Here is an 18374-nt window from a genome sequence, read left to right as displayed (position 1 = left end):
ACCCCGGCCGGGAAGCGACTGGCGATGTCAGCACGACGAAAGCAGGCAACCCGACCGGTGGGACGGCGCGCGGCGGACCGCCGGCGCGTCTGGGTGGGTAGTGCGGTATCGCATGCCTGCCTGGTTAACGGAATGATAACCGTTTACATGCTGAATGGCCAAAGGCCCGTGCCACAAGGCCTGCGGCGGGCGGTCGCACCCCAGCGCCCCCGGATTTTGCTGAATGGGGAGAAATCCCCGGGCCAGCCTTCGCACCCGGCTTACATTTGGCCCCCTATGCTGGGCCGCATTTTTCGCCTCAGATCCGTTGGAGAGTTCGTGGGTTCCGGTAGTGACAGACATCAGCTGCGTGCCGGCCACGGCCCCTCGCAGGCAGTACGCAGGGCGGCCGCTGGGCGCGCCGGGATCGCCATGACCTTGTTCGTGCCGGGCCGCGCCCGATGAGCGGGCAGACCCTTCCGGCCATCGCCGACGCCGGCCAGGCGATCCTGCCGCCGGAAGTGCCCATGGCCATGCCCGAGCAATCCTTCCGCGAGGGGCGCCTGCAGGTGCCGCGCCAGCGCACCGCGCCGCGGCTGATGGCACTGCGCCGCTTCTACATCCTCGGTGGCACCGCGGCGATGACCATCGCCGCCACCGTGATGATGTGGAAGGTGCTGGCCGTCAACGGCATCACCGTGCTGGAGGCCTGCCTGCTGGTGCTGTTCGTGGCGTTGTTCGCCTGGATCGCGCTGTCCTTCGCCGGGGCGGTGGCCGGCTTCCTCACCGCGGTGTTCGATCGCGGCTACAAGCTGGGCATCGACCCGGACCAGCCGCTGCCGGTGGTGCACACGCGCACCGCGCTGCTCATGCCCACCTACAACGAAGACCCGCGCCGGCTGCTGGCCGGCCTGCAGGCCATCTACGAGTCGGTGGCCGAGACCGGGCAGCTGGACAAGTTCGATTTCTTCGTGCTCAGCGACACGCGCCGCGAGGACATCGGCGCGGCCGAGGAGCAGGCCTTCGCCGAACTGTGCGATGCCGTGGATGGGCATGCACGCCTGTTCTACCGCCGCCGGGGCGACAACAGCGGGCGCAAGGCCGGCAACATCGCCGACTGGGTGCGGCGCTGGGGCGGCGGCTACCCGCAGATGCTGATCCTGGACGCGGACAGCCTGATGACCGGCGACACCATCGTGCGCCTGGTCGCCGGCATGGAGCACAACCCCGACGTCGGCCTGATCCAGACCCTGCCGGCGGTGATCGGCGGGCGCACGCTGTTCGCCCGCATGCAGCAGTTCGGCGGGCGCGTGTACGGGCCGGTGATCGGCCGTGGCGTGGCCTGGTGGCACGGCGCGGAAAGCAACTACTGGGGCCACAACGCCATCATCCGCACCGAGGCCTTCGCCGACAACGCCGGCCTGCCCGCGCTGCCGGGCCGCCAGCCCTTCGGCGGCCACGTGCTCAGCCATGATTTCGTGGAGGCCGCGCTGATGCGCCGCGGTGGCTGGGCCACGCACATGGTGCCCTACCTCAAGGGCAGCTACGAGGAAGGCCCGCCGACGCTGACGGACATGCTGGTGCGCGATCGCCGCTGGTGCCAGGGCAACCTGCAGCACGCCAAGGTGGTGGCCTCCAAGGGCCTGCACTGGGTCAGCCGCATGCACATGATGATCGGCATCGGCCATTACTTCACCGCGCCGATGTGGGGGATGCTGATGCTGATCGGCATCGCCATCCCGCTGTTCCAGGGCGGCATCGACTTCAACGAAGTGCTGCACCTGTCGCCCAGCCTGTACTGGCGGCACCAGGACGAAGAGAAGGTCATCCGCATGTTCGCCATCACCATGGTGGTGCTGCTGACCCCCAAGGTGCTGGGCTACATCGCCATGCTGCTCGATCCGGTGGAGCGGCGCGGCTGTGGCGGTGGCATCCGCGCGCTGCTGTCGATGCTGCTGGAAACCCTGCTGGCCGCGCTGATGGCGCCGGTGGTGATGTACGTGCAGTCGCGCGGCGTGGCCGAGGTGCTGGCCGGCAAGGACTCCGGCTGGGATGCGCAGCAGCGCGACGACGGCGGCATCTCCTGGCCGGCGCTGATCCGCGGCTATGGCGGGCTGAGCGTGTTCGGGCTGTTCATGGGCGTGCTGGCCTATGCGGTGTCGCCGTCGCTGGCGGCCTGGATGGCGCCGGTGGTGATCGGCATGGTGCTGGCCATCCCGGTGGTGGCGCTGACCTCCGCGCGCGGGCCGGGCACGCTGATGCATCGCCTGCGCCTGATGGAGATCCCCGAAGAGACCGCCCCGCCCAAGGTGCTGGTGCGGGCCGCGCAGCTGCGCCAGGCCGCCGCCGCGCGCGCGGCCGCCGGCTGACCCGAGCCGGGGGCCAGGCGGCATAATGCGGTTTCACTGTCGTGGAGCCGTACATGCTGGATACCCTCATCACCGAAACCGGCACCGACCCGCAATGGGCGGTGCTGTGGCTGCACGGCCTGGGCGCCGATGGCCATGATTTCGCCCCGATCGTGCCCGAGCTGCTGCGCCCGCACTGGCCGGCGATCCGCTTCGTGTTCCCGCATGCGCCGGTGCAGCCGATCACGGTCAACAACGGCGTGCCGATGCGCGCCTGGTATGACATCGTCAGCATGGACTTCCGCTCGCGCGCCGACGCTGCCGGCGTGGATGCCTCGGTCCAGGCGCTGGACGGATTGATCGACCAGCAGGTGGCGGCCGGCATCCCGGCCGAGCGCATCCTGCTGGCCGGCTTCTCGCAGGGCGGTGCGGTCATCCTCAGCGCGGTCCTGCGCCGCAATCGCCCGCTGGCCGGGTTGATCGCGCTGTCCACCTACCTGCCCGATCCGGAAAACGCCGCCCGCCAGCGCGTGCCCGACGGCATCCTGCCGCCGGTGTTCATGGCCCACGGGACGCAGGACACGGTGATCCCGCAGGCGATCGGCGCCCATACCGCGCAGACCCTGAAGGACCTCGGCTTCCCGGTGGAATGGCACAGCTACCCGATGGCCCACCAGGTCTGCACCGAGGAACTGGACGCGCTGCGCGACTGGCTGGACCGGCGTTTCCAGGGCGCCTGAGCCATGAACGATCCCCGCCAGCAGCCCTGGTTGCCTGAGCTGTGCCGCCTGCCGCGGCTGGCGGCGATGCTCGGCCTGGCCGAGCTGGTGGTGGTGGTCGTCGCGCTGGCCCCCGATGGCAGCCGCCACTGGAGCCTGTCCGATTTCCTCTCGGCCAGTGGCTTTGCGCTCTGGCTGGCGCTGGCGGTCACGGTGTGCCTGTGCGTGGCCCGCACCGCACTGTCGCGCCTGCCCGAGCTGGCCGGCACGCTGCTGGCGGTCACGATGACCGCCCTGATCGCCGCGCTCTGTGCCGGGGTGGTGCACGGCCTGTACGGCGTGGTGCAGAGCGAGGGGTTCGCGCGCGAGGTGGGCTTCTGGCGCTTCACGCTGGGCAGCGCCACCATGACCGCGCTGATCGTGGCGCTGGCGCTGCGCTATTTCTATGTCAGCGATCGCTGGAGTGCGCAGACGGTGGCCAACGCACGCGCGCAGGCCGATGCGCTGCAGGCGCGGATCCGTCCGCATTTCCTGTTCAACAGCATGAACCTGATCGCCAGCCTGGTCCGGCGCGATCCGGTGGTGGCCGAGCGCGCGGTGCTGGACCTGTCGGACCTGTTCCGCGCCGCGCTGGGGGCGGGCGAGGGCGATTCGACGCTGCAGGCCGAGTGCGAGCTGGCCGAGCGCTATCTGTCCATCGAGTCGCTGCGCCTGGGCGAGCGCCTGCAGGTGCAGTGGCAGCGCGAGGAGCCGCTGCCGTGGTCGCTGCCGATGCCGCCGCTGGTGCTGCAGCCATTGGTGGAAAACGCAGTGCTGCATGGCATTTCGCGCCTGCCTCGGGGCGGCACCATCCTCATCACGCTGGCCTGCCAGGGCAACCAGCTGCACATCCGCGTGCACAACCCCGCCCCGGACCCGCAGGCCCGCGCGCTGCCGCTGGCACAGGGGGCCGGCCACGCCCAGCGCAGCATCGCCCATCGCCTGGCCTGGCGTTTCGGCCCGGCGGCCCGGATGACGGGGGCATGGAGCGACGGCTACTATGCCTGCGACATCACCGTCCCGGTGCCCTGAGGAAACAGCCTTGAAGGTGGTCATTGCCGATGACGAGCCGCTGGCCCGCGAGCGCCTGCGCAGCCTGCTGGCCGAGCTGGACGGGGTCGAGGTGGTGGCCGAGGCCGAGAACGGCGAGCAGGCGCTGCATGCCTGCGCCGAGCTGCAACCGGACCTGGTGCTGCTGGACATCGCCATGCCCGGCCTGGACGGGCTGGAGGCCGCCCGCCACCTGGCCACCTTCGAGCCGCGCCCGGCGGTGGTGTTCTGCACCGCCTACGATGCCCACGCGCTGTCGGCCTTCGAAGCGGCGGCCATCGACTACCTGATGAAGCCGGTGCGCCCCGAGCGCCTGGCCGCCGCGCTGGACCGCGCGCGCACCTTCCTGGCCGGGCGCAGCGGCCATCCCAGCGCGCCCAGCCAGCAGGCGCGCACGCTGCTGTGCGCACGCCTGCGCGGCAGCCTGCGGCTGATCCCCATCGAAGACATCCACTACCTGCAGGCCGAGGAAAAGTACGTGGTGGTCCACCATGCGCGTGGCGAAGACCTCATCGAGGAATCGCTGAAATCGCTGGAAGAGGAGTTCGCCAACCGCTTCGTGCGCATCCACCGCAACTGCCTGGTCGCCCGCCACGAGCTGCTCGAGCTGCGACGAAATGGCGCAGGCCAGGTCCAGGCCGTGCTGCGCCACGGCAAGGCCCCGCTGGAAGTGAGCCGGCGCTGCGTGGCCAGCATCAAGCAGGACCTCCTGTAGGTATCGACCGTTGGTCGATACGCCCCGCTGCGCGGATAATGGCCGGCATGACAATCCTGCGCATCGCCACCCGAAAGAGCCCGCTTGCCCTGTGGCAGAGCGAACACGTCGCCGATCGCCTGCGCCAGGCCCATCCGGGGCTGGACGTGGTGCTGGTGCCGATGAGCACCAAGGGCGATGAGGTGCTGGACCGGTCGCTGGCCGCGATCGGTGGAAAGGGCCTGTTCCTGAAGGAGCTGGAGCTGGCGATGCTGCGCGGCGACGCCGACTGCGCGGTGCACTCGCTCAAGGACGTGCCGATGGAGCTGGACGCCCCCTTCGCGCTGCCGGCCATGCTCACCCGCCACGATCCGGCCGATGGCTTCATCTCCAACCTGTACGCCTCGCTGGAGGCACTGCCGATCGGCGCCCGCGTGGGCACTTCCTCGCTGCGCCGGCAGGCGCAGTTGCGCGCGCTGCGCCCGGACCTGGAGCTGCTGGACCTGCGCGGCAACGTCAACACGCGCCTGGCCAAGCTGGACAACGGCGGCTACGACGCGATCGTGCTGGCCGTGGCCGGGCTGGAACGGCTGGGCCTGGGCGCGCGCATCGTGTCGCGGCTGACGGCCCCGGCCTGGCTGCCGGCACCGGCCCAGGGCGCGGTGACGGTGGAATGCAATGGGGGCGATGCACGGGTGATGGCGCTGTTCGCCGCGCTGGACGATCCGCGCACCCGCGCCTGCGTGGAGGCCGAGCGGGCGATGAACCGCGCGCTGCACGGCAGCTGCCACGTGCCGGTGGCCGGCTATGCGCAGTGGGAAGGCGAGGATCTGTTCCTGCAGGGCCTGGTGGGCGGCGTGGCCGATGGCCGCACCGTGCGCGCCGAGGCCCGTGGCCCGGGTAGCGATCCGGACGCGCTGGGCAAGGCGGTGGCGCAGGGGTTGCTGGCGGGCGGGGCAGGCGAGTTGCTGGCGGTGTGAGCCGCGCCTGGCGCGGGGGCCGGCCGTTGGCCGGCGACCGCGTGAAGGTCGGCAGGTTCGCGGTGGTGCGGGAGGGCGGTGGGCGCGCAGGCGCCCACGGCGATCACTTGAACTTGTAGACCACGTTCATGGTGGTCAGCGTGTCGGTCTTGCGCTTGTCTTCGGCCACGTCACTGTTGTAACGCGCCTGCCAGCCGGCCTTCAGCGCGAGGTGCTCGTTCATGCTCACCGATACGCCGAAGTCGTTCTGGCCGAAGGTGTTGTACGAGCCCGATTCCACCAGCAGGGTGTTGACCAGGTCGGTGTTGGGGGTCAGCGAGTACTTCACGTCGAACAGCCCGCGGCCGATCAGGCCGGTGCGGGTGGAGTCGTCTTCGGTGTTGTGCGTGCGGCGCACACCGGGGCCGATCTGCGCGTCCATGTAGAAGCGGTCGCCTTCCACCAGCCGGGTGCCGTAACCCAGACCGAACGAGCTCTGGCGGTCGTAGGTGGCGAAATCGTCGCGCTCGTAACGCACCGTGGCCGTCAGCTGGCGGTGCTCGCCCAGCTGCAGCGCGCTGCCGGCACTGCCGGTGTAGCGGTTGGCGGTGGTGTTGCTGCGCTTGGTGGTCGTGCCGTCGTCGTTGGTCTCGATGTAGTCCGAGCGCGAGCGCAGGCCGAACAGGTCCATGCTGTGCACCCAGTCGTCGTCGGTGTAGCGCAGGCGCAGGCGGCCGTTGGCGCTTTCGGTGCTGCTGTTGCCGCGGGCCGAGGCGAAGCCGAGTTCACCGCCGCTGCCACTCCAGGGCGAGGTCATCGCAGCCGGGTCGGTGGTGTCCTGAGCAAAGGCCACCGGGGCACACAGCAGCAGGGGAACAAGCAACGAGACGCGCAGGGACATCAACGGTTCTCCGGAACGAACGGGTGGGGAAATGCAACGGGGGATGATACTGGATGCGCCTTGCCGCGATTTCCGCCATCGATCGGCGCTTTAGCAGGGGTTCGGGCAACGCCCCTGTTCAGGGTAGCGCGATCTGCAGCGTGGGATCGTCCTGCCGCGAGTAGCGCAGCGTGATCCGGTAGCGCCCGCCCTGGGCCTGGCCATCGCGCTCGATCTGCACCGGCAGGCCGCGCGCGTCGATCCAGTACAGCATCCCGTCCGGCCCGGCACTGGCGTGGCGCACGCGATACTTGCGCGTGGCCACGCCCGCCAGCACGTCCGCGCCCAGGTCCTGGACCTGCAGCTGCGCCGGCGCCAGGTCGGCCGGCAACGGGCTGCGCCATTGCGCCACCAGGCCCGGTGGCACGGGCACCTGGCGCACTTCACCGGCGCGTTGCAGGAAGAAGGTATCGCCGATGATCAGCTGCGGGCCGTCCTCGGTCTGCAGCCGATAGCGGTCCGGGGCCACGAAGTCCAGCGTGGTCTCCACCGTGCGCGGCCCCTGCATGCGCAGGCTGGCGTGGAAGCTGCGCAGGCGGCTGAAGCGCTGGCTGGCATCGAGCACCGCCTGGGCGGGGTCGGCCGCCGCTGGCACGCTGGCGGCGGCCGATGTCGCCGGGTCGGCCGGGCCAGGGGCAGCGCCGCAGCCGGACAGCAGCGCGGACAGGACAAGGACGGCGGGCAACAGGCGCATGACAGGCGGCAACGGCGGCAATCGGGCCCTCACGATAGCCGAAGATGGGCGTGAGGCCGCCACAACGGCGGCGACTCGGACATAATCGGCGCATGGACCGATATGAACGCATCAACGCCCTGCATCGTCTGCTGAAGTCCGCGCGTTACCCGGTGACGGTGGCGACCCTGCAGGAAAAACTGGAGTGTTCCCGCGCCACCGTCTACCGCGACCTGGCCTTCCTGCGCGATGCGCTGATGGCACCGGTGGAGGGCGACGGCGAGGCCGGCTTCCGCTACCAGGACGAAGAAAGCGACCGCTTCGAGCTGCCCGGGCTGTGGCTCAGCTCGGAGGAACTGCACGCCCTGCTGGCCTCCCAGCACCTGTTGGCGCGGACCGGCGGCGGGGTGTTGTCCTCGGTGCTGGCCCCGCTGCAGCAGCGCATCGAAGGCCTGCTGGCCGCCCAGGCCGGCGTCTCGACCTGGCCGGTGGACCGGGTGCGGGTCATCCCGCACCGCGGGCGCAAGTTCGATGAAGCCAGCTTCCGCGCCGTGGCCTCGGCCGTGCTGGAGCGCAAGCAGCTGGCCTTCGAATACCGCGCCCGTTCCACCGACGAGGCCACCAAGCGCACCGTGTCCCCGCAGCGCATGACCCATTACCGCGACAACTGGTACCTGGATGCCTGGGACCATGGCCGCGAGGGGCTGCGCAGTTTCGCGGTGGACCGCATCTACAAGGCGCGGGTGGTGGACACCGTGGCCCGCGACGTGGACGACACCGAGCTGGACGAGCAGCTTGGCGCCAGCTACGGCATCTTCTCCGGGCCGCCCAAGGGCTGGGCGACGATCGTGTTCAGCGCCAAGGCCGCGCGCTGGGTGGCCGATGAGCATTGGCATTCCAAACAGCAGGGCCGCTTCCTGGCCGATGGGCGCTACGAGCTCAAGGTGCCCTACAGCGTCTCGCGCGAGCTGCTGATGGACGTGCTGCACTACGGCTCGGACGCGGAGATCATCGAGCCGGTGATGCTGCGCGAGCAGGCCAAGGCGCTGCTGGCGCTGGCGTTGAGCAACTACGAGTAAGCGCAGGCCTCATGCCTGCCGGTCATATGCCACCGATACCGCCAGGCCGGGGCGTGCGGTATGGTGGGCTGCTGACGCTGCCGCCGGATCCTGCCCCATGAAGAAGTACCTGTTGCTCCCCCTGCTTGCCGCCTCGCTGGCCCTGGCCGCCTGTGGCAAGCCCGATGCCGGCTCGCAGAAGCTGGTCGTGGCCGCCACCGCCGTGCCGCACGCCGAGATCCTGGCCGTGGTCAAGCCGATCCTGCAGAAGGAAGGGCTGGAGCTGGACGTGCGCGTGTTCAACGACTACGTGCAGCCCAACGACCAGCTCGTGCAGAAGCAGGTGGACGTCAACTACTTCCAGACCGAGCCCTACCTGGACAGCTACAACCGCGACCGCAAGGCCGACCTGGTCAAGGTCATCGGCGTGCACATCGAGCCGTTCGGCGCCTATTCGCGCCGCTTCAAGTCGCTCGACGAACTGCCCGTCGGCGCCGACGTGGTGATCCCCAACGATCCCAGCAACAACAGCCGCGCGCTGATCCTGCTGCACAAGGCCGGGGTCATCACGCTGAAGGATCCGACCAACGCCCTGGCCACCCAGCGCGACATCACCGCCAACCCCAAGCAGCTCAAGTTCCGCGAGCTGGACTCGGCCATGCTGCCGCGCGTGCTCGACCAGGTCGACCTGGCCCTGATCAACACCAACTACGCGCTGGATGCCGGGCTCAACCCGACCGAGGACGCGCTGGCGATCGAGAGCAAGGACTCGCCGTACGTGAACTTCCTGGTCGCCCGTCCGGACAACAAGGACGACGCCCGCGTGCAGAAGCTGGCCAAGGCCCTGACCAGCCCGGAAGTGAAGGCCTTCATCGCCGAGAAGTACAAGGGCGCGGTGCTGCCGGCGTTCTGATCCGGAGGCGGGCCGACCCACGGTCGGCCCCTACCGGTTCCCCGCGACCCGCCTGGCAATGATCGACACCTGGCGACGCGACGCCACGTTCGGAGAATGATCGACGCCCGGGTAGAGCCACGCCATGCGTGGCTGGCCGCGCAACGCGCGGCAACGATCGACACCCGGCGACGGGCATCACCCCACCCGGAACCCCATCGTAGCCTCCACCGCCTGCTGCCAGCCGGCATACAGCGCCTCGCGCCGGTCCGCCGCCATCTGCGGCGCGAAGCGCCGGTCCACCGCCCACTGCGCGGCGATCTCCGCACGGCTGGACCAGAACCCGACGGCCAGCCCGGCCAGGTAGGCCGCCCCCAGCGCGGTGGTCTCGGCCACCTGCGGGCGCAGCACCGGCACGCCCAGGATGTCGCTCTGGAACTGGGCCATGAAGTCGTTGGCGATCGCCCCGCCATCGGCGCGCAGCTCGGTCAGCTCGATGCCCGCGTCGGCCTGCATCGCCGCCAGCACGTCGCGGGTCTGGTAGGCCATCGATTCCACCGCGGCGCGGATGAAGTGCTCCTTGCGGGTGCCGCGGGTGAGGCCGAACATCGCCCCGCGCACGTCGCTGCGCCAGTACGGCGCCCCCAACCCCACGAACGCCGGCACCAGGTACACCCCGCCGGTGTCGGGCACCCGCTCGGCATAGGCCTGGCAATCGCTGGACTTGCCGAACAGGCGCAGCCCATCGCGCAGCCACTGCACCACCGAGCCGGCCATGAAGATCGAGCCCTCCAACGCGTACTCCACCTTGCCCTCGATGCCCCAGGCCAGCGTGGTCAGCAGCCCGTTGCGCGAGACCACCGCCTTGTCGCCGGTGTTCATCAGCATGAAACAGCCGGTGCCATAGGTGTTCTTGGCCATGCCCGGGGCGAAACAGGCCTGGCCGAACAGCGCGGCCTGCTGGTCGCCTGCGATCCCGGCGATGGGGATGTGCTGGTCGAAGAAGAACTGCGCGCGCGTGTGCGCATACACCTCGCTGGAGCTGCGCACCTGCGGCAGCATCGCGCGCGGGATGTCCAGCAGCTGCAGCAGCGCGTCGTCCCACGCCAGCGTGTGGATGTTGAACAGCAGCGTGCGCGCGGCATTGCTGTAGTCGGTCACGTGCGTGGTGCCACCGCTCAGGTTCCACACCAGCCAGCTGTCGATGGTGCCGAACAGCAGCTCGCCGCGCTCGGCCCGCGCCTGTGCGCCGTCCACGTGGTCCAGGATCCAGCGGATCTTGGTGGCCGAAAAATACGCGTCGATCAGCAGCCCGGTGCGCTCGCGGACCAGCGCCTCGTGGCCCTCGGCCGTGAGCCGTTCGCAGATCGCCTGGCTTTGCCGCGATTGCCACACGATGGCGTTGTGGATCGGCTGGCCGGTGGCCTTGTCCCACACCACCGTGGTCTCGCGCTGGTTGGTGATGCCGATCGCCGCGATCTGGCGCGGGTCGACCTGCTCGCGGTTGAGCAGCTCGGTCAGCGTGGTGTAGACGCTGGTGAGGATTTCGCGCGGGTCATGTTCGACCCAGCCCGGTTGCGGGAAGACCTGGGTGAACTCGCGCTGCGCGCTGCCCACGATGCGCCCGGCGCGGTCGAACAGGATCGCGCGGGAACTGGTGGTGCCCTGGTCGATGGCGAGCACGTACTGCTTGTCCATGCCTTGCTCCATGCAGCAGACGGAAAGCGGCAGCCTACGCCATCGCCGCCACGCGGTCGCGCAGGTAGCGGGCCAGCGCGTCCTGCTGGGCCGCGTCCAGGCGCAGGCCCAGGCGGGTGCGGCGCCACAGCAGGTCCTCGGGCGTGCGCACCCATTCGTGGGCGATCAGGTAGTCCACCTCGCGCTGGTACAGCCCCGCACCGAAGTGCGTGCCCAGCTGCACCGGCGTGGCCGCCGCGCCCAGCAGCGCACCCGCGCGGGTGCCGTAGCGGCGCGCCAGGATTGCCAGCAGCGCCGGCGGCTGCTGCGGATAGCGCACCTGCAGGCGCGCCTGCACCTGCGATGCGTCGCCTCCGTCGCCGCCGGGCAGGGCCGCGCCGGTGGCGGTCCAGCCCGGTTCACCACGGCCCAGTACCGGGCCGAGCTGGTCCACCGCTTCCTCGGCCAGCGTGCGGTAGGTGGTGAGCTTGCCGCCCAGCACGCTCAGCAGCGGGGCCTGGCTGGCATCGAGCTGCAGCCGGTAGTCGCGCGTGACCTTGGCCGCGTCGTGGTGATGGTCGGCCAGCAGCGGGCGCACGCCGCTGTAGCGCCAGCGCACGTCGCCGGCCTGCACCGGCGTGCGCAGCCAGCGGTTCACCGCCGCGCACAGATACGCCACGTCTGCATCGCTGGCCTCCACCTGCGCCGGGTCGCCCTCGAAGTCCACGTCGGTGGTGCCGATCAGGGTGAAGTCCTGTTCGAAGGGCAGCACGAACACGATGCGCTGGTCCGGTTGCTGCAGCAGGTAGGCGCTGTCGTGCGCGTACAGGCGCGGCACCACGATGTGGCTGCCCTGGACCAGGCGCAGTCCGATCGGGGCGTCCATCCCGGCGCGCTCCAGCAGGTTGCCGGCCCACGGGCCGGTGGCATTGACGATCGCGCGGGCACGCAGGCGCACGATGCCGCCGTCGGGCGCGCGCAGCACCGCCCGCCAGTGGTCGCGATGGCGGATCAGCTGTTCGCAGCGGGTGCGCACCCGGATCTGCGCGCCGCGTTCGTGCGCGTCCAGCGCATTGAGCAGCACCAGGCGCGCGTCGTCCACGCGCGCGTCGGCATAGCTGAAGCCCCGCCGGAAGCCCGGCTGCAGCACCGCGCCGCGCGGATCGCGACGCAGGTCCAGCCGCTGCGAGCGCGGGAAGTGGGCGTCGGCATCGCCGAGATGGTCATACAGCCACAAGCCGGCATGCAGCATCCAGCTCGGGCGCAGGTGCGCGGCATGCGGCAGCACGAAGGGGGTGGGCACGATCAGGTGCGGGGCCAGCCGCTGCAGCACGCTGCGTTCGCGCAGCGCCTTGCGGACCAGGCGGAACTCGCCGTACTGCAGGTAACGCAGGCCGCCATGGATGAGCTTGGTGCTGGCGCTGGAGGTGTGCGCGGCGAGGTCGTCCTGTTCGCACAGGCACACCGACCAGCCACGCCCGGCCGCGTCACGGGCGATGCCCGCGCCATTGATGCCGCCGCCGATCACCAGAACATCCAGCATCGGGTCCGTCGCGGAACCTTCCATCCCCATCCCCGTCCGTGCGATGGCGTCAGTATCGGCATGGGCAGGGCAACGCCGAATGAAATGCGCCGCGGCGACCGCGCCGGAAAACGCCAACGGGCCCGCGAGGGGCCCGTTGGGTCGTGCAGTGAGGCTGAAGACGCTTAGAAGCGGGCGCCGATACCGAAGCCCACGGTCCACGGGTCCAGCTTGGCCTTGTCGCCGGTCTTGTCACCGTTGACGGTCAGCTCCGGCCGCGAATGCATGTAGCGGGCATCGGCGCGGGCGAACCAGGTGCTGTTGATGTTCATGTCCACGCCGACGGTGCCGATGGCGCCCTTGGCGGTCTTCAGGCCGACGTGGCCCACATCGCTGGCCAGGTCCTCATTGCTGAAGTTGGACTCGTAGTAGCCGGCGCCCACGAACGGACGGAACACGTTGTCGGCCTGGCCGAAGTGGTACTGGCCGCTCAGCGCGATCGGCTGCTGCTCCACGGTGCCCAGGCGCGCGCCATCGGTGCCGCGCACGCGGTGGTCGAACTTGTCGGCCGCGCCCCACAGCTCAACGGCCCAGTTGTCGTTGATGTAGTAGCTGAAGCTGACCGTCGGCGCCGGGCCACCGTCTACCTTGCGCACGCCGTCGATGGGATCGTTCTTGGGCTGCAGCAGCGACACGCCGCCGACCACGGCAAAATGCTTGCCCGAGGCGGTGTCGTCGGTGGTGGTGGTGTCCTGCGCGAAGGCGGCCGGTGCAAAGGCCAGCGCGGTGAGGGTGGCCAGGGTCAGGGTACGGATGGAGCGCATGGGGGAATCTCCTCAGGGTTTTTTTTGTTCTGGGCCCCGTTGCTGCCGGGGCGAGGCAAACGTAGTCCCCGCAACATGAATCGAATCCGACGCGCGTTAAAATTTGGTTTGTTTCATTCAGGCTGCAGCGCGCAACGCCCGTCATCGCGGGCCTGCACGCACGCGGCGATGTTCATGCACCTGTTGGAGATGTGATGGAACAAACGCACTGCATCGGTTTGCCTGCGCAGGTGGCGGCCGACGGCCGCGTGCTGGTGCTCGGGTCGATGCCGGGCGTGGCATCGCTGCAGGCCGCGCGCTATTACGCGCACCCGCGCAATCGCTTCTGGCCGCTGATGCAGGCGCTGTGCGGCGTGGACGCGGGCCTGCCGTACGCCGCGCGCCTGGCCGCGCTCAACGCGGCCGGCGTGGGGGTGTGGGATGTGATCGGGCAGTGCCAGCGGCGCGGCAGCCTGGATGCGGCGATCGTGCGCGGCAGTGAAGTGGCCAATCCGATCGCGGCGCTGATGGCGCGATTGCCGCACCTGCAGGCGGTCGCCTGCAACGGCGCTGCCGCCCACCAGGCCTTCGTGCGCTTCATCGCCCCGGCGCTGGCCCCGGCGCACGCGGCGCTGGCGGTGTGGTCGCTGCCCTCCACCAGCCCGGCCAACGCGGCCTGGCCACTGGCCCGGCTGCAGGCGGCCTGGCAGCCCGTGGCCGACGCGCTGCGGGGCTGACCGGGCAGGGGATCGGCGCTGGCGCGGCGGACAATACGGTACCCACTGGAAAATCCTGCTTTGCGCTGTCCCAAGCGCAAGCCGCGCAAAGCCGGCCGTTGCAACAGCCTGTCCCGGGCCAGCGGCCGGTGAATTTCCCTGAACCGGTTGGCGCTGACGCCCCGTGCCCCCACAATAGGCGATTCCCTACACCAGATTGCCGGAGTTATCCCCATGGCCGAAATCAAGGAAGCACTTGTCCCCGATATCGGTGACTACAGCGATATCCCGGTAATCGAGGTGCTGGTCGCCGTTGGTGACACCGTCAAGAAGGACCAGGGCCTGGTCACGCTGGAATCGGACAAGGCCACGATGGAAGTGCCGTCCTCGGTGGCCGGCGTGGTCAAGGAAATCAAGGTCAAGATCGGCGACAACCTGTCCGAGGGCAAGGTGGTGGCGCTGATCGAAGTGACCGAAGGCGAGGCCAAGCCGGCCGCCGCCGCGGCCCCGGCCCCGGCCGCCAAGACCGAAGCGGCCGAGACCGCGACCAAGGTCGAGCCGGTCGCCGCCCCGGCGCAGCCGGACAAGCTGGCCGCCCGCGAGATCGAGCAGGCCGCCGCCAAGCCGACCCAGCCGGCCCCGGCCGCTGCGGCCCCCTCGGCCGGTGCGCCGACCAGCCCGCCGGTGCAGTTCAACGCCGACAGCGTGCTGCCGCAGAAGGTGCCCTACGCCTCCCCGGCGGTGCGCGTGTTCGCGCGCGAGCTGGGCGTGGACCTCAACCAGCTCAGCGGCACCGAGAAGGGCGGTCGCATCACCAAGGGCGACGTGCAGAAGTTCGTGAAGTCGGCCCTGACCGGCGGTGGCGTGGCCACGGGCGGCACCGTGGCGGCCGGCGGCGGCCTGAACCTGCTGCCGTGGCCGAAGGTGGACTTCAGCAAGTTCGGTGAGGTCGAGGTCCAGCCGCTGTCGCGGATCAAGAAGATCTCCGGCGCCAACCTGGCCCGCAACTGGGCCATGATCCCGCACGTCACCCAGTTCGAGCAGGCCGACATCACCGAACTGGAAGCCCTGCGCGTGGCGCTGAACAAGGAGAACGAGAAGGCCGGCATCAAGCTGACCATGCTCGCCTTCCTGGTCAAGGCCAGCGCCGCGGCGCTGAAGAAATTCCCGGAGTTCAACGCCTCCCTGGATGCCAGCGGCGAGAACCTCACCCTGAAGAAGTACTTCAACATCGGCTTCGCCGCCGACACCCCCAGTGGCCTGGTGGTGCCGGTGATCCGCGACGTGGACAAGAAGGGCGTGGTGCAGATCGCGCAGGAATCGGGCGAGCTGGCCAAGAAGGCGCGCGACGGCAAGCTGGGCCCGGCCGACATGAGCGGCGGCTGCTTCTCCATCAGCTCGCTGGGCGGCATCGGCGGCACCGCGTTCACGCCCATCGTCAATGCGCCGGAAGTGGCCATCCTGGGCGTGTCCAAGTCCTCGATCCAGCCGGTCTGGAATGGCAAGGAGTTCGCGCCGAAGCTGATGCTGCCGCTGTCGCTGAGCTACGACCACCGCGTCATCGACGGCGCGCTGGCGGCCCGCTTCACCACCTACCTGTCCCAGGTGCTGGCCGACATGCGGCGCGTGCTGCTGTGAGGCAACGCCTGGCATGGGCGCTGATGCTGGCCGTGCTGCCGGCATCGCAGGCGGTCGCGGCGGACTGCGCGTCCGGCCTCGGCCGCGGCTGGCCGCCGGCGGTGGGCAACTACGGCCAGGCGGTGGAAACCCTGTTCGAAGGCAAGGCACAGCCGGCGCTGTCGCTGGTGACCCTGCCCAAGAGCGGGGTGGAGACCGGCGTGGCGCTGCTGCCGGGCACCCAGGAACAGGAATGGACGCTGCGTTACAGCCGCGCCGACAAGCGGGTCTACAACTGGAACAACAGCGCCCGCCAGGGCGGCCTTGAACTGCGCGTGGACCAGGCGCCGGACCAGTACCAGGTCAGCATCCCCGCCGCGCTGGCCCAGCGCCTGCTGCGCAGCTGGCAGGCCGCGCTGGCAGCGGCGGTGCCGGCCGACCGCAAGGCCGCGGCGCTGGACGGGGAGGTGCTGTCCTTCCAGGTGGACGGGCAGCGCTTCAGCGGCCCGCGCCCGGAATGCGGTGCCGGCAAGCTGATGATGAAACAGGTGGCGCTGCTGATCGAAGCCAGCGACACCAAGGAAAAGAAGCTCGACCGTCGCTGGCAGGATCTGGACGAGTCGCTCGACGAACTGCAGCAACTGCTCGCCGGCTCGGCCGGCTGAGCACCAGGAGAACAACAATGGCCGCAATTGAAATCAAGGTTCCCGACATCGGCGATTACAGCGGTGTGCCGGTGATCGAAGTGCTGGTTGCCGTGGGCGACACGGTGAAGAAGGACCAGGGGCTGGTGACGCTGGAATCGGACAAGGCGACGCTGGAAGTGCCGTCCTCGGCGGCCGGCGTGGTCAAGGAAATCAAGGTCAAGCTCGGCGACAGCCTCTCCGAAGGCGACGTGGTGCTGGTGCTGGACGCCGAAGGCGAGGGCGCTGCCCCGACCCCGGCCGCCCCGGCCAAGGCCGAGGCACCCAAGGCCGAGGCACCGGGCAGCAAGCCGCCGGTCACCCCCTCGCACCGCGCCCCGGCCGAACCGGCCGCGCCGCAGCCGGCGCTGTCCTCGGGCAAGCCGGCCGATATCGAGTGCAGGATGGTGGTGCTGGGTGCGGGTCCGGGCGGGTACACCGCCGCGTTCCGCTCGGCCGACCTGGGCGTGGACACCGTGCTGGTGGAGCGTTACGCCAGCCTCGGCGGCGTCTGCCTCAACGTGGGCTGCATCCCGTCCAAGGCGCTGCTGCATGCGGCCGCGGTGATCGACGAAGTGGCCCATGCCGGCGACTTCGGCGTGGAGTTCGGTGCGCCGACCATCACCCTGGACAAGCTGCGCGGCTACAAGGAAAAGGTGGTCACCCAGCTGACCAAGGGCCTGGCCGGCATGGCCAAGCAGCGCAAGGTACGCACGGTGCAGGGCCTGGCCACGTTCGTGTCGGCCAATGAGCTGGAGATCGTCGGCGACGACGGCAAGACCCAGCTGCTGCGCTTCGAGCAGTGCATCATCGCCGCTGGTTCGCAGGCGGTGAAGCTGCCGAACTTCCCGTGGGACGACAAGCGCGTGATGGACTCCACCGACGCGCTGGAACTGGCCGAGGTGCCGGGTTCGCTGCTGGTCGTCGGCGGCGGCATCATCGGCCTGGAAATGGCCACGGTGTACGCGGCGCTGGGCAGCAAGGTGACGGTGGTCGAGTTCATGGACCAGCTGATGCCGGGCGCCGACAAGGACCTGGTCAAGCCGCTGGCCGACCGCCTGAAGAAGCAGGGCGTGGAGGTTCACCTCAAGACCAAGGCAGCCGGCGTGAGCGCCGACGCCAAGGGCGTGACGGTCACCTTCGAAGCGGCCGCCGAGGGCGAGACCCCGGCGCTGGCGCAGGGCACCTTCGACCGCGTGCTGGTGGCGGTGGGCCGCTCGCCGAACGGCAGCAAGATCGGTGCCGAGAAGGCGGGCGTGCAGGTGACCGAGCGTGGCTTCATTCCGGTGGACCGGCAGATGCGTACCAACGTGCCGCACATCTTTGCCATCGGCGACATCGTGGGCAACCCGATGCTGGCCCACAAGGCCACGCACGAAGGCAAGCTGGCCGCGGAAGTGGCCTCGGGCGAGAAGAAGGAATGGGTGGCGCGGGTGATTCCGTCGGTGGCCTACACCAACCCGGAAATCGCCTGGGTGGGCGTGACCGAAACCGAGGCCAAGGCCAAGGGGTTGAAGGTGGGCGTGGCCAAGTTCCCGTGGGCGGCCAGTGGCCGTGCGATCGGGATCGGGCGCACCGAGGGCTTCACCAAGCTGATCTTCGACGAAGACACGCACCGCATCATCGGTGGCGCGATCGTCGGCGTGCATGCCGGTGACCTGCTGGCCGAAATCGGCCTGGCGATCGAGATGGGCGCGGAGGCCGAGGACATCGGCCACACCATCCACGCGCACCCGACGTTGAGCGAGTCGGTGGCGATGGCCGCGGAAATCTACGACGGCACCATCACCGACCTGTACATGCCCAAGAAGCGCTAGGTCGCCAGCGTTCCTGGTGATGCGCAGCTCCCCTGAAAAGCCCGGCGAAAGCCGGGCTTTTTGTTTTTCACGCCGTATGGGGATCGCGCGTTGGCGCGTTCAAAGGCGCGCGAGTGCGTGGCATCGGCGCGCAGGGCGGGTACGGGCGGGGGTGCGGGACACGCCGTGAACCCATCCATGGGGGCTCT

General features: G+C 69.7%; 16 protein-coding genes. 11 read left to right on the top strand and 5 right to left on the bottom strand.

All coding sequences use genetic code 11. From position 1 onward, the window contains the following. The first annotated feature begins 440 nt into the window (after positions 1-440). Genes mdoH through hemC form a run of 5 tightly spaced genes read left to right on the top strand, consistent with a single transcriptional unit; the run spans position 441 to position 5809 of the window. Complete coding sequence (gene mdoH, locus RSA25_RS07995; RefSeq protein ID WP_332808360.1) at positions 441-2348, top strand: glucans biosynthesis glucosyltransferase MdoH; 1908 nt, start codon at positions 441-443, stop codon at positions 2346-2348. Positions 2349-2401: 53 nt separating this feature from the next. Then, on the top strand, positions 2402-3067 hold the full coding sequence (locus RSA25_RS07990; protein ID WP_332808359.1) for an alpha/beta hydrolase: 666 nt from the start codon (positions 2402-2404) through the stop codon (positions 3065-3067). Between the two features lie 3 nt (positions 3068-3070). Next, a complete protein-coding gene (locus RSA25_RS07985; protein ID WP_332808358.1) occupies positions 3071-4117 on the top strand; it encodes a sensor histidine kinase in 1047 nt (348 codons plus the stop codon). Between the two features lie 10 nt (positions 4118-4127). Continuing rightward, positions 4128-4850, top strand: coding sequence for a LytTR family DNA-binding domain-containing protein (locus RSA25_RS07980; protein ID WP_332808357.1), 723 nt, complete (start codon positions 4128-4130; stop codon positions 4848-4850). Positions 4851-4897: 47 nt separating this feature from the next. After that, entirely contained in the window at positions 4898-5809 is a 912-nt protein-coding gene (hemC, locus tag RSA25_RS07975) for a hydroxymethylbilane synthase (RefSeq protein ID WP_332808356.1), read from the top strand. Between the two features lie 103 nt (positions 5810-5912). Here hemC and RSA25_RS07970 read toward each other — a convergent pair whose 3' ends face one another. Further along, positions 5913-6689, bottom strand: coding sequence for a DUF481 domain-containing protein (locus RSA25_RS07970; protein WP_332808355.1), 777 nt, complete (start codon positions 6687-6689; stop codon positions 5913-5915). Between the two features lie 118 nt (positions 6690-6807). Continuing rightward, positions 6808-7422, bottom strand: coding sequence for a hypothetical protein (locus RSA25_RS07965; protein WP_332808354.1), 615 nt, complete (start codon positions 7420-7422; stop codon positions 6808-6810). 92 nt (positions 7423-7514) lie between these two features. On the opposite strand from RSA25_RS07965, the gene RSA25_RS07960 reads away from it, so the two are divergent. Continuing rightward, on the top strand, positions 7515-8480 hold the full coding sequence (locus RSA25_RS07960) for a YafY family protein (RefSeq protein WP_332808353.1): 966 nt from the start codon (positions 7515-7517) through the stop codon (positions 8478-8480). A gap of 97 nt (positions 8481-8577) precedes the next feature. Continuing rightward, on the top strand, positions 8578-9372 hold the full coding sequence (locus RSA25_RS07955) for a MetQ/NlpA family ABC transporter substrate-binding protein (RefSeq protein WP_332808352.1): 795 nt from the start codon (positions 8578-8580) through the stop codon (positions 9370-9372). Between the two features lie 177 nt (positions 9373-9549). Here RSA25_RS07955 and glpK read toward each other — a convergent pair whose 3' ends face one another. The 3 genes from glpK to RSA25_RS07940 form a co-directional block, all read right to left on the bottom strand. Beyond that, positions 9550-11049, bottom strand: a complete 1500-nt coding sequence (gene glpK, locus RSA25_RS07950) for a glycerol kinase GlpK (RefSeq protein WP_332808351.1) — start codon at positions 11047-11049, stop codon at positions 9550-9552. A 34-nt stretch (positions 11050-11083) separates the two neighbouring features. Next, a complete protein-coding gene (gene glpD, locus RSA25_RS07945) occupies positions 11084-12571 on the bottom strand; it encodes a glycerol-3-phosphate dehydrogenase (RefSeq protein ID WP_332808350.1) in 1488 nt (495 codons plus the stop codon). Between the two features lie 164 nt (positions 12572-12735). Further along, positions 12736-13374, bottom strand: coding sequence for an OmpW family outer membrane protein (locus RSA25_RS07940; protein ID WP_332808349.1), 639 nt, complete (start codon positions 13372-13374; stop codon positions 12736-12738). Positions 13375-13568: 194 nt separating this feature from the next. Here RSA25_RS07940 and RSA25_RS07935 point away from each other — a divergent pair, with 194 nt between their 5' ends. The 4 genes from RSA25_RS07935 to lpdA all read left to right on the top strand — a co-directional run bounded on the left by RSA25_RS07935 (position 13569) and on the right by lpdA (position 18186). Further along, positions 13569-14090: a DNA-deoxyinosine glycosylase gene (locus RSA25_RS07935; protein ID WP_332808348.1), complete on the top strand. Its 522-nt coding sequence runs from the start codon at positions 13569-13571 to the stop codon at positions 14088-14090. A gap of 213 nt (positions 14091-14303) precedes the next feature. After that, positions 14304-15707, top strand: coding sequence for a dihydrolipoyllysine-residue acetyltransferase (aceF, locus tag RSA25_RS07930; protein ID WP_332808347.1), 1404 nt, complete (start codon positions 14304-14306; stop codon positions 15705-15707). 23 nt (positions 15708-15730) lie between these two features. After that, a complete protein-coding gene (locus RSA25_RS07925) occupies positions 15731-16351 on the top strand; it encodes a hypothetical protein (RefSeq protein WP_332808346.1) in 621 nt (206 codons plus the stop codon). 17 nt (positions 16352-16368) lie between these two features. Then, positions 16369-18186, top strand: coding sequence for a dihydrolipoyl dehydrogenase (lpdA, locus tag RSA25_RS07920; protein ID WP_332808345.1), 1818 nt, complete (start codon positions 16369-16371; stop codon positions 18184-18186). The last annotated feature ends 188 nt before the right edge of the window (positions 18187-18374 follow it).

The sequence above is a fragment of the Stenotrophomonas sp. genome (genome assembly GCF_036662295.1).
In the GTDB taxonomy this organism is placed as follows: Bacteria; Pseudomonadota; Gammaproteobacteria; order Xanthomonadales; family Xanthomonadaceae; genus Stenotrophomonas.
This window is presented reverse-complemented; position numbering and strand designations above follow the sequence as displayed.

Coding starts and splice junctions, on each gene's coding strand:
- RSA25_RS07955 (WP_332808352.1), top strand. CDS start 8,578: ATGAAGAAGTACCTGTTGCTCCCCCTGCTTGCCGCCTCGCTGGCCCTG.
- mdoH (WP_332808360.1), top strand. CDS start 441: ATGAGCGGGCAGACCCTTCCGGCCATCGCCGACGCCGGCCAGGCGATC.
- hemC (WP_332808356.1), top strand. CDS start 4,898: ATGACAATCCTGCGCATCGCCACCCGAAAGAGCCCGCTTGCCCTGTGG.
- glpD (WP_332808350.1), bottom strand. CDS start 12,571: ATGCTGGATGTTCTGGTGATCGGCGGCGGCATCAATGGCGCGGGCATC.
- RSA25_RS07985 (WP_332808358.1), top strand. CDS start 3,071: ATGAACGATCCCCGCCAGCAGCCCTGGTTGCCTGAGCTGTGCCGCCTG.
- glpK (WP_332808351.1), bottom strand. CDS start 11,049: ATGGACAAGCAGTACGTGCTCGCCATCGACCAGGGCACCACCAGTTCC.
- RSA25_RS07960 (WP_332808353.1), top strand. CDS start 7,515: ATGGACCGATATGAACGCATCAACGCCCTGCATCGTCTGCTGAAGTCC.
- aceF (WP_332808347.1), top strand. CDS start 14,304: ATGGCCGAAATCAAGGAAGCACTTGTCCCCGATATCGGTGACTACAGC.
- RSA25_RS07970 (WP_332808355.1), bottom strand. CDS start 6,689: ATGTCCCTGCGCGTCTCGTTGCTTGTTCCCCTGCTGCTGTGTGCCCCG.
- RSA25_RS07935 (WP_332808348.1), top strand. CDS start 13,569: ATGGAACAAACGCACTGCATCGGTTTGCCTGCGCAGGTGGCGGCCGAC.
- RSA25_RS07940 (WP_332808349.1), bottom strand. CDS start 13,374: ATGCGCTCCATCCGTACCCTGACCCTGGCCACCCTCACCGCGCTGGCC.
- RSA25_RS07990 (WP_332808359.1), top strand. CDS start 2,402: ATGCTGGATACCCTCATCACCGAAACCGGCACCGACCCGCAATGGGCG.
- RSA25_RS07925 (WP_332808346.1), top strand. CDS start 15,731: ATGCTGGCCGTGCTGCCGGCATCGCAGGCGGTCGCGGCGGACTGCGCG.
- lpdA (WP_332808345.1), top strand. CDS start 16,369: ATGGCCGCAATTGAAATCAAGGTTCCCGACATCGGCGATTACAGCGGT.
- RSA25_RS07965 (WP_332808354.1), bottom strand. CDS start 7,422: ATGCGCCTGTTGCCCGCCGTCCTTGTCCTGTCCGCGCTGCTGTCCGGC.